The sequence below is a fragment of the Phaeovulum sp. genome (assembly GCF_041596715.1).
Taxonomy (GTDB): domain Bacteria; phylum Pseudomonadota; class Alphaproteobacteria; order Rhodobacterales; family Rhodobacteraceae; genus UBA6213.
Genome location: NZ_JBFHIA010000064.1, coordinates 1 through 13,549, shown reverse-complemented (window position 1 = coordinate 13,549; position 13,549 = coordinate 1). Strand labels below are relative to the sequence as shown.

The 13,549-nt window shown below is 63.4% G+C and carries 21 protein-coding genes; 17 read left to right on the top strand and 4 right to left on the bottom strand.

Going from position 1 to position 13,549, the window contains the following annotated elements; translation table 11 throughout:
* The coding region (locus ABY403_RS06335; protein WP_372839905.1) for a sugar phosphate isomerase/epimerase family protein at positions 1 to 671 on the bottom strand (671 nt) is incomplete at its 3' end.
* A gap of 206 nt (positions 672 to 877) precedes the next feature.
* Here ABY403_RS06335 and ABY403_RS06330 point away from each other — a divergent pair.
* The 12 genes from ABY403_RS06330 to ABY403_RS06275 all read left to right on the top strand — a co-directional run bounded on the left by ABY403_RS06330 (position 878) and on the right by ABY403_RS06275 (position 8,923).
* Positions 878 to 1,915, top strand: a complete 1,038-nt coding sequence (locus ABY403_RS06330; protein WP_372839904.1) for a LacI family DNA-binding transcriptional regulator — start codon at positions 878 to 880, stop codon at positions 1,913 to 1,915.
* A 15-nt stretch (positions 1,916 to 1,930) separates the two neighbouring features.
* Positions 1,931 to 2,104, top strand: a complete 174-nt coding sequence (locus ABY403_RS06325; protein ID WP_372839903.1) for a hypothetical protein — start codon at positions 1,931 to 1,933, stop codon at positions 2,102 to 2,104.
* 104 nt (positions 2,105 to 2,208) lie between these two features.
* A complete protein-coding gene (locus ABY403_RS06320; RefSeq protein ID WP_372839902.1) occupies positions 2,209 to 2,412 on the top strand; it encodes a hypothetical protein in 204 nt (67 codons plus the stop codon).
* Between the two features lie 359 nt (positions 2,413 to 2,771).
* Positions 2,772 to 2,924 carry a hypothetical protein gene (locus ABY403_RS06315; protein WP_372839901.1) on the top strand — a complete coding sequence of 51 codons (153 nt, stop codon included), beginning with the start codon at positions 2,772 to 2,774 and terminating at the stop codon, positions 2,922 to 2,924.
* Between the two features lies 1 nt (position 2,925).
* The gene (locus tag ABY403_RS06310) at positions 2,926 to 3,054 is read left to right on the top strand and encodes a hypothetical protein (protein ID WP_372839900.1); all 129 of its coding nucleotides are present in this window, start codon (positions 2,926 to 2,928) and stop codon (positions 3,052 to 3,054) included.
* Positions 3,020 to 3,352, top strand: a complete 333-nt coding sequence (locus ABY403_RS06305; protein WP_372839899.1) for a TOBE domain-containing protein — start codon at positions 3,020 to 3,022, stop codon at positions 3,350 to 3,352. The genes ABY403_RS06310 and ABY403_RS06305 overlap by 35 nt, the downstream gene beginning before the upstream one ends.
* On the top strand, positions 3,349 to 4,569 hold the full coding sequence (locus tag ABY403_RS06300) for a CaiB/BaiF CoA transferase family protein (RefSeq protein ID WP_372839898.1): 1,221 nt from the start codon (positions 3,349 to 3,351) through the stop codon (positions 4,567 to 4,569). The genes ABY403_RS06305 and ABY403_RS06300 overlap by 4 nt, the downstream gene beginning before the upstream one ends.
* Complete coding sequence (locus ABY403_RS06295) at positions 4,566 to 5,402, top strand: CoA ester lyase (protein WP_372839897.1); 837 nt, start codon at positions 4,566 to 4,568, stop codon at positions 5,400 to 5,402. Before ABY403_RS06300 ends, ABY403_RS06295 begins: the two co-directional genes overlap by 4 nt.
* A 151-nt stretch (positions 5,403 to 5,553) precedes the next feature.
* Entirely contained in the window at positions 5,554 to 6,597 is a 1,044-nt protein-coding gene (locus ABY403_RS06290) for a GlxA family transcriptional regulator (protein ID WP_372839896.1), read from the top strand.
* Positions 6,598 to 6,981: 384 nt separating this feature from the next.
* Complete coding sequence (locus ABY403_RS06285) at positions 6,982 to 7,356, top strand: hypothetical protein (RefSeq protein WP_372839895.1); 375 nt, start codon at positions 6,982 to 6,984, stop codon at positions 7,354 to 7,356.
* A 25-nt stretch (positions 7,357 to 7,381) separates the two neighbouring features.
* Positions 7,382 to 8,236, top strand: coding sequence for an SDR family oxidoreductase (locus tag ABY403_RS06280; protein ID WP_372839894.1), 855 nt, complete (start codon positions 7,382 to 7,384; stop codon positions 8,234 to 8,236).
* A gap of 24 nt (positions 8,237 to 8,260) precedes the next feature.
* Positions 8,261 to 8,923 (top strand): hypothetical protein, encoded by a 663-nt coding sequence (locus ABY403_RS06275; protein ID WP_372839893.1) that lies wholly within the window; start codon positions 8,261 to 8,263, stop codon positions 8,921 to 8,923.
* A gap of 37 nt (positions 8,924 to 8,960) precedes the next feature.
* On the opposite strand, the gene ABY403_RS06270 is transcribed toward ABY403_RS06275, so the two are convergent.
* Positions 8,961 to 9,845, bottom strand: a complete 885-nt coding sequence (locus ABY403_RS06270; protein ID WP_372839892.1) for a LysR family transcriptional regulator — start codon at positions 9,843 to 9,845, stop codon at positions 8,961 to 8,963.
* Positions 9,846 to 9,951: 106 nt separating this feature from the next.
* On the opposite strand from ABY403_RS06270, the gene ABY403_RS06265 reads away from it, so the two are divergent.
* Positions 9,952 to 10,932, top strand: coding sequence for an NAD(P)-dependent alcohol dehydrogenase (locus ABY403_RS06265; RefSeq protein ID WP_372839891.1), 981 nt, complete (start codon positions 9,952 to 9,954; stop codon positions 10,930 to 10,932).
* Positions 10,933 to 11,104: 172 nt separating this feature from the next.
* On the opposite strand, the gene ABY403_RS06260 is transcribed toward ABY403_RS06265, so the two are convergent.
* Together ABY403_RS06260 and ABY403_RS06255 are read right to left on the bottom strand one after the other, a co-directional pair.
* On the bottom strand, positions 11,105 to 11,485 hold the full coding sequence (locus ABY403_RS06260) for a DUF488 domain-containing protein (RefSeq protein WP_372839890.1): 381 nt from the start codon (positions 11,483 to 11,485) through the stop codon (positions 11,105 to 11,107).
* 119 nt (positions 11,486 to 11,604) lie between these two features.
* Positions 11,605 to 12,093 (bottom strand): hemerythrin domain-containing protein, encoded by a 489-nt coding sequence (locus ABY403_RS06255; protein WP_372839889.1) that lies wholly within the window; start codon positions 12,091 to 12,093, stop codon positions 11,605 to 11,607.
* 241 nt (positions 12,094 to 12,334) lie between these two features.
* Here ABY403_RS06255 and ABY403_RS06250 point away from each other — a divergent pair, with 241 nt between their 5' ends.
* From ABY403_RS06250 to ABY403_RS06235, 4 genes are all read left to right on the top strand, one after another.
* Entirely contained in the window at positions 12,335 to 12,751 is a 417-nt protein-coding gene (locus ABY403_RS06250; protein ID WP_372839888.1) for an Rrf2 family transcriptional regulator, read from the top strand.
* 71 nt (positions 12,752 to 12,822) lie between these two features.
* On the top strand, positions 12,823 to 13,056 hold the full coding sequence (locus ABY403_RS06245; RefSeq protein WP_372839887.1) for a hexameric tyrosine-coordinated heme protein: 234 nt from the start codon (positions 12,823 to 12,825) through the stop codon (positions 13,054 to 13,056).
* Positions 13,053 to 13,376: a DUF6522 family protein gene (locus ABY403_RS06240; RefSeq protein ID WP_372839885.1), complete on the top strand. Its 324-nt coding sequence runs from the start codon at positions 13,053 to 13,055 to the stop codon at positions 13,374 to 13,376. Before ABY403_RS06245 ends, ABY403_RS06240 begins: the two co-directional genes overlap by 4 nt.
* On the top strand, positions 13,373 to 13,549 hold a 177-nt coding region (locus ABY403_RS06235), incomplete at its 3' end, for a CBS domain-containing protein (protein ID WP_372839906.1). The genes ABY403_RS06240 and ABY403_RS06235, both read left to right, overlap by 4 nt.

The following is a 13,549-nucleotide window of genomic DNA, read 5'->3' as shown; positions in this document are numbered from 1 at the left end:
TGCAGAACGTAGTGACTGGGATCGTAAAGCATCATCGCACGCGGATGATTTTTCACACGGTCCAGAAACATCTCGAAGGTCACGCCGTCATGCAGATCTTCGCCCGGATGGATCTCGTAGCAAACATTGACGCCGCAGTCTTCGGCATGGTCAAGGATCGGTGTCCACCGCTTTGCAAGCTCTTCGAACGCCGTCTCGACCAGCCCGGCCGGGCGCTGTGGCCAAGGGTAGACAAAGGGCCACGCCAGCGCGCCCGAAAAGGTGACATGCGCCGTAATCCCCAGCCGCCGCGAGGCGGTGAGCGCCTTTTTCACTTGATCGACAGCCCATTCCTGACGCGCCTTGGGGTTGCCCCGCACCTCGGGTGCGGCAAAGCCGTCGAACGCAATGTCATAGGCCGGATGCACCGCCACCAACTGGCCTTGCAGGTGCGTGGAAAGCTCGGTTACGGCAACACCGTTTTCAGCCGCGATCCCCTTGAACGTATCGCAGTAATCTTGGCTTTCGGCGGCTTTGGCGAGGTCGATCAGCCGGGCGTCCCAGCTTGGCACCTGCACACCGATATACCCGCAATCTGCGGCCCATTTCGTGATGGATTTCCAAGAGTTGAATGGCGCTTTGTCGCCTGCGAACTGCGCCAGAAAAAGGGCTGGCCCCTTGATAGTCTTCATCGTCGAACCTCCAAAAGCCGTCGAAAGTAACAGCTCCCGCTTCGCCCCTCCCGGCCAAACGCGAATCGCCTATGTAATCCTTTACATCGGGATTTTAGCTTTTGTGTAATCGTTTACAAGGAGTAAGAACCGCCATATGACGCGATTCTTGCCGAACTGGATTCGGCCAGAAAAGGGCGTGGGCTGGCGATGAAAGGCACAAAAGCATGACGTTTCGGGCACCGAGCATTCGCGACGTGGCCAAGGTGGCGGGCGTGTCTACCGCCAGCGTAAGCCGCACCCTTTCCAACCCCGAGTTGGTCAGCGAAGCTACCCGCGCGCTGGTATTCGATGCTGTGCAACAGACCGGCTACCGGATCAACGTTTCGGCACGCAACCTGCGCAAGCAGGCAACCAGCGCGATCGCCGTGCTGGTCCCAAACCTCGCCAACCCGTTCTTTGCGCGCATCCTTTCGGGAATCGCGGAGGTGATGTCGGATGCGGGCTTCAGCGTGCTAATAACGGACACAACACCAATGTCGCTCGACGATCACCATTTCCCGGTGTTTCTGAGCCTGAACCAGACTGACGGGCTGATCGTGCTCGACGGATTGCTAGCGCGCGACGCGCTTCTCAATCGCGGCACGCCCGCAACACGCGCGCCGATGGTTTTCGCCTGCGAATGGAACGAAAACCTCGTGCGGCCCTCGGTGACGATCGACAATGAAGCGGCTGCGGGCCGTGCAATGGACCACCTCATTTCGCTTGGCCACAGGCGCATTGGCGTGCTCAACGGGCCGCGCGACAACGTATTGACCAAGGCCCGCTTCAAAGGCGCAGAGGCCGCAATCCATGCCGCCGGGTTAGAGCTTCCGCAGCGCTGGATCTATGACGGCGATTTCACCCTGCAATCCGGCGTCCGCGCAGCAGCGCATTGGCACGGTGCGCAAGACCGCCCCACCGCGATATTCTGCGCGAGTGACGAGATGGCGATGGGCTTCATCGGAGAGTTGAACCAGCGCGCCGTCAAGGTGCCGGACGAGGTTTCCGTTGTCGGTTTCGACGATCTTGAAATCGCCGCCCATTTCGTGCCGCCGCTGACCACGATCCACCAGCCGCGCGAAGCCATCGGCAGAGCAGCGGCGCGGATGTTGCTGGACCGTATGAACCTGTCACCCCAAGAGCGCGAGCATCAGCCCGTGCCAAAACTGGTCTTGCCGGTAGATCTGGTAATCCGAAAAAGCACCGCACCGCCCCCCGGCTGAATCCGGGTTCGCGCCGTGGCGTTCGACTTTGCCCTGCCCGGCGCGAGCCACGGGCTGCGTGCCGAAGGCTCGCATCGGCTGCGCGCCCTGCCCGGCCTGACCGAAGGCGCGCTCGACATCCAGATCGACCGTTGGACGAAGGGCGACAACGGGCGGGTGTTCTGGAAACCCTTCTACCGGCGTGACTAGTTCGATGACGACCGCTATCGCCCGATGCTGTCGCCCGTTGTGGCCTCGGGCCAGCGGGTGCGCATCGCGCTTGCCGCCAGCGCCCCGCCGAGGGTGTCCATGCGGTGCACTACGCGCCTTACGTGCGGCTCGCATCTTCGGGGCGCATTGTTGCACTCGCGCCGCCCGCCCTGGTGCCGCACGAGCGGGTCGAGATCGATTTTGTGCTGCCCGAAACCGACGAGGCGTTCGACGAGATCGGTTTGCTGCTCGATCAGCGCGATGCCGCCCGTGTGCTGATCTGGCTGCGGATTTCGACTTTGCAGTAAGCAGCCCCGGCCATACGCTGATCGACCCGGAACTGGAACGCGCCGAATGGGGCTGCGTTTCGCGCTTCAGCTTCAATCGCGGGCGCTGGAGCCTTGCGGAAGGTGCCATTACAGGCACGTCGGAACAGGATGCAGACCTCTGGACAGGCCATCCCTTTGCACGCGACCAGATCGTATCGGCAACGATCACCCGGTCAGAAGGGGCCAGCCATCTGATCACCGCGCGGGCACGTGGCAACTGCCGCTATTACGCTGCGGGGATCGAGAACGGAGAGGCGGTCATCAAGCTGGAAAACTTCGGCACCACCACAGTTGCCACCGCTCCTCTGCCCGATACGCCAAAGCGCGTAACGCTGCAATTGTCGGCCAAGGGCGCGCGTCTTGCGCTCAGCATCGACGGGCGCGAAGTTCTGGCGGTGACGGATGACACGCACCCGATGGGCATGGCGGGGCTGCGCATGGCCGCGCCGGGCGCGCTTGCCTGCCAACGCTTCGAGATACGGGAGTCCTGAGATGGGCCACATCCAGTTGCAGAATGTCGGCAAATCCTTCGGCGGCACCGATGTATTGACCGGGATCGATCTGGACATCGCTGACGGCGAGTTCCTTGTACTGGTTGGGCCCTCGGGCTGCGCATGTTAAGCTGGCCGATGGCACCGCCTTGCCGCTGCCGCGACCATTGGCCGTAGCACCCGGCACGCAGGTTACCTATGGCATCCGGCCACAGACCATCTCGCTCGGGGGCGATCTGGCGGCCAACGTGGTTCTTGTGGAACCCACCGGCGAAACGGTGGATGCGCAATTGAACCTTGGTGGAACCGATCTGGTCGCGATTCTGCCCGAAACCGCGCGGCTCAAGGCAGGCGACCGCGTTGCGCTGGCCTTCGAAACCGCGCGCGTTCTGGTCTTTGACCCTGCGACCGGGGCGCGTCTGATATGAGCTGGCGCGCAGCCAACTGGCAACCGGGTGCCAGCGGCCCACTGACCGGGTTGCGCGTGCTCGACCTATCGCGGCTGGTTGCGGGCAACATGACCTCGCTGCAACTGGCCGATTTCGGGGCGGATGTGCTGAAGGTGGAACCGGCCCCCGCGGGTGATCCGCTGCGCGCGTGGAAACAAGAGGGCGTCTCGACCTTCTGGAAGATTTACGGGCGCAACAAACGCTCGATCGCGCTTGATTTTCGCGCCGAGGGCGCTGCCGATGTGCTGGCCCGCCTGATCGTCGCCGCCGATGTCATGATCGAAAACTTCCGCCCCGGCACGCTAGAGCGGATGGGCCTATCGCCCGAGGCGCTGCTGGCGCGCAAGCCGGAACTGATCGTGCTTATTAGCATATCGGGTTTCGGGCAGACCGGCCCCTATGCGCGCCGCCCCGGCTTTGGCACGTTGATCGAGGGGATGTCGGGCTTTGCCGCGCGCAACGGTGAAGCGGGCGGCGCGCCCCTGTTGCCGCCACTGGCACTGGCCGACATGATCGCCGGTCTTTACGGTGCCAATGCCGTATCTATGGCGTTGCGGCACCGCGATGCGGGCCATGGCGGGCAGGTGATCGACCTGTCGCTGCTTGATGCGATGACCTCGGTGCTTGGCCCCGAACCGCTTGACTACCGCCTGACCGGCAAGCCCAAGCCGCGCGTCGGCAATGGTTCCAACACCTCAAGCCCGCGCAATGCCTATCAGACCGAGGACGGTGCCTGGATCGCCGTTTCGGGCTCGATGCAATCGATGGCGGAACGGTTGTTTCGCGCCATCGGCCGCGCCGCCATGATCGACGATCCCCGCTATCGCACCAATTCCGATAGGGTTGCCCACCGCGCCGAGGTCGATGCCGCGGTTGGCGCGTGGTTCGCCGCGCGCAGCAAGGCCGAGGCCATGGAAGTGTTGACGCGCGCCGAAGTGACCGCTGCGCCACTTTATGAGGTCAGCGATATCTGCACCGATCCGCATTTCATCGACCGCGGTGTTTTTCTCGACCTGCCCGATGAAGAAATCGGCACCACCACCCAGCACGCGCCCATTCCGCGGCTGTCGGCCAGCCCGGCTTCGCTGCGCAAGCCGGCACCCGCGCTGGGGCAAGATACCGATGCGGCATTGGCGGCAGCCGGGTTTGACGCGGCCGCCATCGCCGATTTGCGCAGGAAAGGAATCGTCGCATGACTTGGCGCTCGCTTCTCTATGTTCCGGCCAGTTCTGACCGCTTTCTGGAAAAGGCGCAGACCCGCGGTGCCGATGCCCTGATCCTCGATCTGGAAGACTCGGTTCCCGATGACACCAAGCCCGCCGCCCGCGAGCGCCTTGCCCGCCATTGGGATGCTTTGGCGCGCGGGCCTTCGGAATTGATCGTCCGCATCAACGGCCCGCTTCTGGACGCGGCGCGCGATCTTGATGCCGTGGTGCGACCGGGGCTTCGCGCGCTTTACCTTGCCAAGGCGCGTGGCCCTGAAACCCTAGGCTGGCTTGCCGAGGCGCTGACGGGCCTTGAGGCCGCGCGTGGGCTACCTGTGGGAAGCATCGCGCTGATCCCGGTTATCGAAGACCCAGCCGCACTCGAATCCGTGTTCGGCATCGCCCGCGCACCGCGTGTGGTGGCGCTTACGCTAGGCTCTGAAGATTTCGCGACCGCCTGCGGCATGCCCCCCGGCCCAGACCACCTTGCCCCCGCGCGCGCACGCATCGTGCAGGCGGCCGCTGCCGCCGGGATCGCGCCCTTGGGCCTGCTTGACACCGCCGCGGTGCTGGATGGCGACCCTGATCTGGTGCGACGTTCGCGCGCCTTCGGCTTTGCGGACGCGGCTGTCGTGCACCCCGGATTGATCGCCGCGCTGAACACGGGCTTTGCGCCCTCGCCCGACGAGGTTGCATGGGCGCGCGCCGTGCTGGCCGCGCTGAGCGAAGCACAGGCGCGCGGCGAGGGGGCCGTCCGGCTAAATGGCCGGATGATCGACAAACCGGTGGCAGCGCGCGCCCGCGCCATTCTGGAACGAAGCTGATTTGAGGTGCGGCGAAAGGCTCTAAAACTCCGCCCTGCCGCGCTTATCTGGGCGCGCGGCACCGCGCCTCATGCCCCAAAACCGGCGAATGGCAGAAATCGAGGGGTCTTTGTCCTAACGGTCAGCGCGAAGTTTGGCCTAATGTCGGACCATGGAACAGAAAGCAGAAAATCAGACAGGGCAACGGGCGCGCCGCGTCGTGATGGTAACCTATCCGGACGCCCATGTTCTTGACGTTGTCGGCCCGTTGGAGGTGCTGACGGGCGTCAAATACTTCCTTCCCGAGGGGCCGGAACCCTATAACGTCACGCTCGCGGCGCATAGCGCGGGGCCTGTGCCCACAACCTCGGGGATAAGCCTGACCGCACAGGTTTCTTTTGCCGAGGCGGCGGCGCAAAACGACCCCATCGACACGCTGATCGTCAGCGGTGGCCATGGCACCATGGCCGCTATCGAAGATGCAGAGCTTCTGGATTTTGTGCGCCACGCAACAGCCCGTTCGCGGCGCGTTGTATCAATCTGCACGGGTGCGATGATCCTTGCCGAGATCGGGCTTCTGGATGGCAAGCGGGCAAGCACCCATTGGTGGTGGTGCCCAATTCTGGAACGGCGCTATCCGAAGGTCTTGGTGGACCGCGATGCGATTTTCGTGCGCGATGGGGATATCTGGACCTCGGCGGGGGTTACAGCGGGCATGGACCTTGCCTTGGCGCTTGTCGAAACGGATTGGGGCCACGACATCGCGCTACAGGTCGCGCGCTACAACGTCATGTATATGATGCGCCCCGGCGGTCAGTCGCAATTCAGCGCGCATCTGGTAGCCCAGCGCGCCGAAGACCCGGCGATCAATGCCTCGCTCGCCTATATTCTAACCAACCCCGGCGACCCGCTGACTGTTACGGCATTGGCCGCACGCGCTGGCCTGTCAGAGCGTACCTTCGCGCGCCGGTTCAAAGATGAAACGCAGCTGACACCCGCCGCCTATGTCGAAACGGCACGGGTTCAGGCCGCGCGAGTGGCGCTTGAAACGACAGCGCGCGGGGTCGAACAGATCGCGCGGCAGGCCGGGTTTCAAAATGCCGAGCGGATGCGACGTGCATTTCAGCGGCATCTGGGGGTTTCCGCTACCGACTACCGCCAGCGGTTTCGCGGTGCCGAGGCCGCGCCCCCCTTCAGCCGCGAAGGCCCCGCCTGACCACGCTCTGATCTTACCCTCTAACCGCCCTGCCGCACGTGTTGCGGTATTCCCAAGCGTTTCTGCGGTGCCTTTACGCCCCGCCCCCGGCCGCCGCTTCGTCGGCAGACCGCCCCTCTTTGCACATCACGAAAGGCGCACGACATGGCGTATCTTTTCTTTCCTCGACGCGGTTTTCTTGCCTATCTTCGCGTCAAACTTGATCTTCCGGCGAAGCGAAAACCACCGAAAGACCTGCAACCTTCGCTGCCTACCTCGCCACGACTGCGGCGGGATGTTGGCCTGCCCGAGCGGGAATGTGCGCGGCCGGTCATCTCGCAGTTTGGCATACGGCTTTAACGCACAGGCGCGGCTCTGCACGCGCTTTCACCCGAAAGGCCCCTTATGACGAACCAGACCCTTGCCCTTCTTTATGCAGCCCTCGCAGCCCTTCCCACCGCGATGCAGATCGCGCTTGCAGCGGGTGCGCCGCTTGGAAGGTTTACGGTGGGCGGGCGGTTTGCAGGCCGCTTGCCGCCGATCTGGCGCGTGCTGGCGTTGGTTCAGGCGGGGGTTTTGGCCGTGATGGCGCTTGTGGTGCTTGAACGGGGCGGCGCGCTGTCTACCGGGTTGCCAAGGGGCCTGTTCTGGCCGGTCGTGGGCCTTACGGTGCTAACCTGCGTTGCCAATGCGGCAAGCCCTTCGCGGGGCGAGCGGCGGCTTTGGGCCCCAGTCACGCTAGGGATGGTTGCAGCCGCGCTTGGAACGGCCCTGTTCTGAAACTTCAAAACCGAAAGCAAACACCATGCCAATCGTCTTCATTGCTGGCGCCACGGGCTATCTGGGCCGCTTTCTTTGCGCAGAATATCGCGGGCGCGGATGGCAGGTGCACGCGCTGGTGCGTGATGCGAAGCGAGCGCAAGACCTTGCGGTCGATAAGGTGATCGAGGCCGAAGCCACAGAGCCGCAAGCCCTTGCCGGGGTCATGGACGGGGCCGATCTGGTGATTTCCGCGCTGGGCATCACGCGGCAGGCGGATGGCCTAGGGTATTGGGATGTCGATTATCAGGCCAACCTGAACCTGCTGCACGAAGCACAGCGCGCCCATGTGCCGCGATTTGCCTATATCCATGTGCTGAACGCACAGCAGATGCGCAATGTGCCGCTGGTGGCGGCCAAGGCCGCTTTCGTTGACGCGCTACAGGCAGCCGAGATCGCCTCTACCGTGGTCGCGCCGTCGGGCTATTTTTCGGACATGGGCGATTTTCTGAAAATGGCGCGCTCTGGTCGTGTCTGGCTCTTTGGCTCTGGCGCGCTGCGGATCAACCCGATTCACGGGGCGGATCTGGCCGCGGCCACGGCAGCTGCCACGGACCGGGGGCAGGATTGGCTGAATGTGGGCGGGCCCGACATTTTCAGCCAGACCGATCTGGCAAATGCGGCCTTCAAAGCCCTTGGCAAGCCGGCAAAGATAACGCGGCTTCCCGACGGGTTGCGGCGCGCGGCCCTGATGCTGTTGCCACGCCTGACGCCGCGCCGGGTGCACGGACCCGCGCAGTTCTTCCTCACCGCGCTTGCGATGGATATGGTCGGCCCCCCTTGCGGCAAGCGCCACCTTGACGCCCATTTCGCCGCGCTGGCACAAAGACCGCAGCAATAGCGCAGCGCCCGAAAGGACAAAGCCATGACATTTCAACGCATCGGCGGTTTGGCCGCGCTTGTTTGCGGCGCAACCTATCTGATCGGCTTTGCGCTTCTGGTCACGCTTTTGGCCCCATTGGGATTCGGCACGAAAGAGATCGACGCCCGCGCCGTGGTCGATTTCATCGACACAAGCCCCGGCATCCTGATCGCGTGGAACACGACGATCTATGTGGTCAATGCACTGGCGCTTGCGGTATTGGTCATGGCGTTGTCGCTGCGGCTGTCCAAGGCCACGCCGGGCTGGGCATCCGCCGCACAGGCGTTCGGGCTGATCTGGGCCGCGCTGGTGCTTGGCGCGGGCATGATGGCCAATGTCGCGGTTGTACGCGCGAGCCATGTTTACGCCACAGACCCGGAGGCCGCCGCCCAGTTGTGGGACGTTCTGCATTCCGTCGAACTTGGCCTTGGGGGCGGCAACGAGATTGCGGGCGGGATATGGATCTTGTGTGTCAGCATCGCGGGCCTTGTCGGGCGCAGCATCGCGCGCGCCATTGCGGTACTGGGTGTTCTGACGGGGTTTGGCGGTTTGGCGACCATCGTGCCTGCCCTAGGTGATACGGCCGGGGCGATTTTCGGCCTTGGGGCCATTGCGTGGTTTCTGGCGATCGGTGCCGTGCTTGCCATTGGTCGCCGGCCTGCCTGACGCGTGCGGGCTTCTTGCCCCAAGGTCGCGGTCTGCGTTACCGCCCGATGAACTCTGCCCGCCGCTCGCTTAACGCGGTGCACAGGTAATCGACAAACAGCCGCACCCTGCGCACCCTTTGCAAATCGCCATGCAGCAGCACCCATGTCGCGCGGCTAGTATCAAGCGTGGTGCCCGGCACGCGCTGCAATTCGGGGAATATCGCCTGCACCCAAGCGGCAAGAATGGTCATCCCGGCCCCTGCCCGCGCCAGATGCAGATGCATTGCGGGGTCTGGAATGGTGTGCCGGATGCGCGCCTTGGGAAAGGGCGAGCGGCGGATATGATCCAGAAGTTCGGGCACCTCGCCATAGCCTATCCAGCTTAGCCCCTGACCTTCGGGCCCGGCATTGGGCAACATCCGGTCAAGGTAATGCGCGGCGGCATATGTGCCGATCGCCAAAGGAAAAAGCTTGCGTCCCACGGCATCGTCATCGACCTCGCGCACATGGCGGATCGACACGTCGGTTTCCAGCCGCGCGATGGAGTCGATGCCGTAGGACAGATTGAGGGTGATTTCGATATCGGGATAGAGCGTCGCAAACTCGGCCAGCACCGGTGCCAGCAGGAAATGCGCGGTCATCGGATCGGCCGAAAGGCGGATACGCCCCGCCGCCTCGCGGTCGAGCCCCTGCACGGCATTGAAACCCTTGAGCAGCGCCGCCTCGGCCTCTAGCGCCTGAGGCAGCAGCGCCCGACCCGCCGCCGTCAGGTGCAGCCCATCCGCGCCCCGGCGAAACAGCTGCACACCAAGACGCGCCTCCAGCGCCTCGATCTGCCGACGAACCGTGGCGTGGGTGCCCTCTGACTGCTCAGCCGCGCCCCGTAACGAGCCCGCGCGCGCAACGGCCAGAAAGGCGGGGAGTGATTTCCAATCCATCATGGTGGAACGATTTTAAACCGCACTGGGCCAAATGCGTCAATACTCGTGCGCATTTCGAACCGCTATACCTGCTTCATCGCAACCCAAGGTTCAAAGGAGTTACCCAATGGCCGCCACCCTTACCGCATGGACCATTCGCAGCTATGGCGCGCCAGATCGGCTTGCCCCAGTCCAACGCCCGATGCCCACCCCCGGCCCGACTGAAATATTGATCCGCATCCGCGCCTCGGCAGTCACCCGCGCCGACGGGATGATGCGAGCGGGGCGGCCGCGTTTTGCACGGGCGTTTCTGGGCTTTCGTCGCCCGCGCAAGGATCTTAGCGGCACCGGGCTTTCGGGCGAAGTGATCGCGGTGGGTGCACAGGTTCGGCGTTTTGCGGTGGGCGATGCGGTATTCGGCGAGGCCGGGCTGAACTTCGGTGCGAATGCCAGCCATATCTGCCTCGACGAAAACGGCGTGCTGATGCACAAACCCGCGGCGCTTTCGCATGAGGACGCAGCCGTGATGTGCGATGGCCCGCTGACCTCGTTGAACTTCCTTCAAAACGTAGCGCGCCTTGTGCCGGGCGAACGGGTGCTGATCCTTGGCGGGTCGGGCAGTCTGGGCAGCGCCGCTGTGCAAATCGCGGCTGCGATGGGCGCGGATGTCACCGCCAGTTGCAGCACGCGCAACGTGGAACTTGTCGCCTCGCTGGGGGCCGACCGTGTGATCGACTACACAAAGCAAGACCCGCTGGCCGCGCCCGATCGCTACGACGTGATCTATGATACGCTGGGTATTACGACATTTCGCAAGGCTCGCCAGAGCCTTGCGCAGAACGGGCGCTATGTCTGCCCGGTGCTTTCGCTAGGGCTGCTTTTGGCAATGCTTCGCACATCTGCCTTCGGCCAACGCAAAGCTCGCTTCTCGGCAACCGGGTTGCTGAAGCCAGAAATCCTGCGCCCAATGCTGGCCAAGCTGATCAAGATGAACACGCTCGGAAAGCTCGAACCTGTCATCGAGCGGGTCTATCCGCTCGACGACCTGATTGCAGCGCACGAGCACATGGAATCCGGGCACAAGCGCGGCAATATCGTCGTGGTCTAGGAAAAGGCGCACCCTTGCGCGCGGCAAGATGGTCAGCCCGTGCCGCGCGAAGGGGTGATGTCGCTGCCTCGGGCTGCCTCTTTGCCATCCCGGCCCCCTGCACATCCCATCCGGTCGCGCCCTCGCGGCGCTGTCATGTTCAGCTCTGCTGCAATGGGATAAGCGATGTTCATCAGCTTGCGTGCTCTTGCGCCAGTTGCGCGCGCAGATAGTCGCGCAGCACCGCTGCATGGTTATGATCGCGGTCTTTCGCCGCGTAAAGCAGAACGACCGGGCCTTTGCGGCACCAAGCAAGGCAGCGGGCCACAGCGGCGTCATTTTCAACCAGTTCCGCGTGATAACGGCGGGAAAATACGGCCCATTTATCGGGATCGTGGGCAAACCACTTGCGCAAGGCAGGGCTTGGGGCGGCTTCGCCAACCCAGTCGTCAATTACCAGATCCGCCTTGCGAATCCCCCGCGGCCAGAGCCTGTCTACCAGCAGGCGCGCCCCCAGAGCCGCGTCGGGCGCATCATATACCCGCGCCGTGCTGATCTGCGGCACGCAGGTCATTGGGCGGCCCTGTCACCGATCAACTCCAGCAGCTTGGCAGAACGGGCGGTGCTCATCCTGATGATCAAGTTGTCGCGCGGATCGCAGCTTGCGCGTGGCTTGATTTTGGCAAGCAAAGCCTATCCATGCGCCGCACCGCCCTGTTCGAACTGCGGGAAAAGCACGTCGTTTTCCAGACGAATATGCTCTTCAAGATCGGTGATAAACTCAACAAGGCCGCCATAAAGCGCGGTCCATGTACCACAAGCCGTCTGCGGTAATGTCAGATTTGCGGTCAAACGGCGGATCTCGGCAACCTCGGTTGCGTGGTCGTCATGATCGGCGCGCATCACCCCGATCGCGTGTTCGATCCCTACCCCGCCGCCGTTGCGTATGGCGGGAAAAAGGATCAGCTCCTCTTTCTTCATATGCACTTCCATATCCCCGATCATGCGGCGCAGCACGGCAGAAAGCCCCTCGGGCACATTGTCGTCGCCGAAGTGCACATTCTCGACCTTCTCGGCCATTTCGGCCAGACGCGGCAACTGCGAACGATGGCGCGCGTGGAAACGGGTTTCAATGTAACGGGTAAGCTCGGCGGCATCGTGGATCGGGGCAACATCGATCATCGGGGTATCCTTTAGCTTGAAATGGCGAAAACGGCGTCGCGGGTGGCCAGCGCAGATGCGGGCCGCGCTGCCAAAAGGCGGCGCGGCCCGGGCGCAATAGCGGCTGCCAACAGACAGCGCGCTAAGGCAATTTCTGGCGATGCTTCGCTGGAAGGCATCAAGACCTCTGGGTTTTGTCTTGCAAACAAGCCTAAATCTGTTAAGTGGTATTGTAAATACCTATTCAAAGGCCCCTTCCGCGATGCGCCTCACACAATTCACCGATTACGGACTGCGGATGCTGATGCGCATGGCAAGCGCGCCTGACAACGTCTTCTCGACCGCCGAACTGGCGGATGAGTTCGGGCTGTCGCGCAACCACTTGGCCAAGATCATGCAGCACCTTGCCCGCGCCGGGCTGATCGAAACGCGGCGCGGCGGCGGCGGCGGCGCGGCACTTGCCCGGCCCGCGGCAGAGATCCGGCTAGGCACCATCGTTCGCCTGCTGGAAGAGGGTCAGCCGCTCGTCGAATGTCTGAGCACCGATGGCAGCGACTGTTCGCTGGATGGCCACTGCCGCCTCAAATCCCGGCTTCGGTTCGCTGAAACGGCGTTTCTAGCCGCACTCGACCACTCGACCCTAGCCGACATCGCACTCGACCCGGTTCTGGCTGGCTGACGGGTTTTCGCCTCGTCAGCCGCGCCACCGGGCGGCAACAAGACCAAGACCGAACATGGAAGGAATGCCCGATGACAAGCTGGCTCCCTACTCTCAAGACCGCAACGCCCGAAGAGGGATATGCGCTGGCGGTCAAGATGGCCCGCGTCGCGATCAAGATGACCCAGCCTGACGCAGAGGTGCGCGACAAATTGCGCCCGATCTATGCCGAGAGTGCGGATGCGCTGATCGCCTCCTCTCAGGTCGTGGCAACGCATTTCGCCACCGTAGCGGCGGCTAACGACTATTGGAGAGATGCGACATGACGCCTGTTGAACGTAAGGCCGAGGATTTCGTCATCGACGCCGCGCTACTCGCAGAAGCGTTCGGCCTGCCGCAAAGCGAGATCAAGGCGCGGATGCGCGAAGGTGCCATCACCTCGCGCTGCGAGGCAGGCGTTGCGGAAGACGCTGGCCGCTGGCGTCTGACCTTTCATCACGCAGACCGGGCGTGCCGCTTTATCGTGGACGCGTCCGGTAACGCCCTGACAAGGGCGACATTCCCGATCAAGACCAGACCGCAAGACCCCAAGGCGCCGCATGGCGACGGCAAAGTAGCGCCCTCTGATGGCGTAGCTGCCCCATGATCCCCGCGGCTCTTCTGGAAAAGGCCGATCAGCGGCTTATCACGATCGACCGATCCGCGCGCCTGATCGCCGCGGCGCAGGCATTCGACCGGCCAGAGACCCGGCTGATGGTCGTAGTCGATGCGGCGGGGGCCATGGTCGGCGTGGTCAGCCGCACCGACATCGTGGCCCGC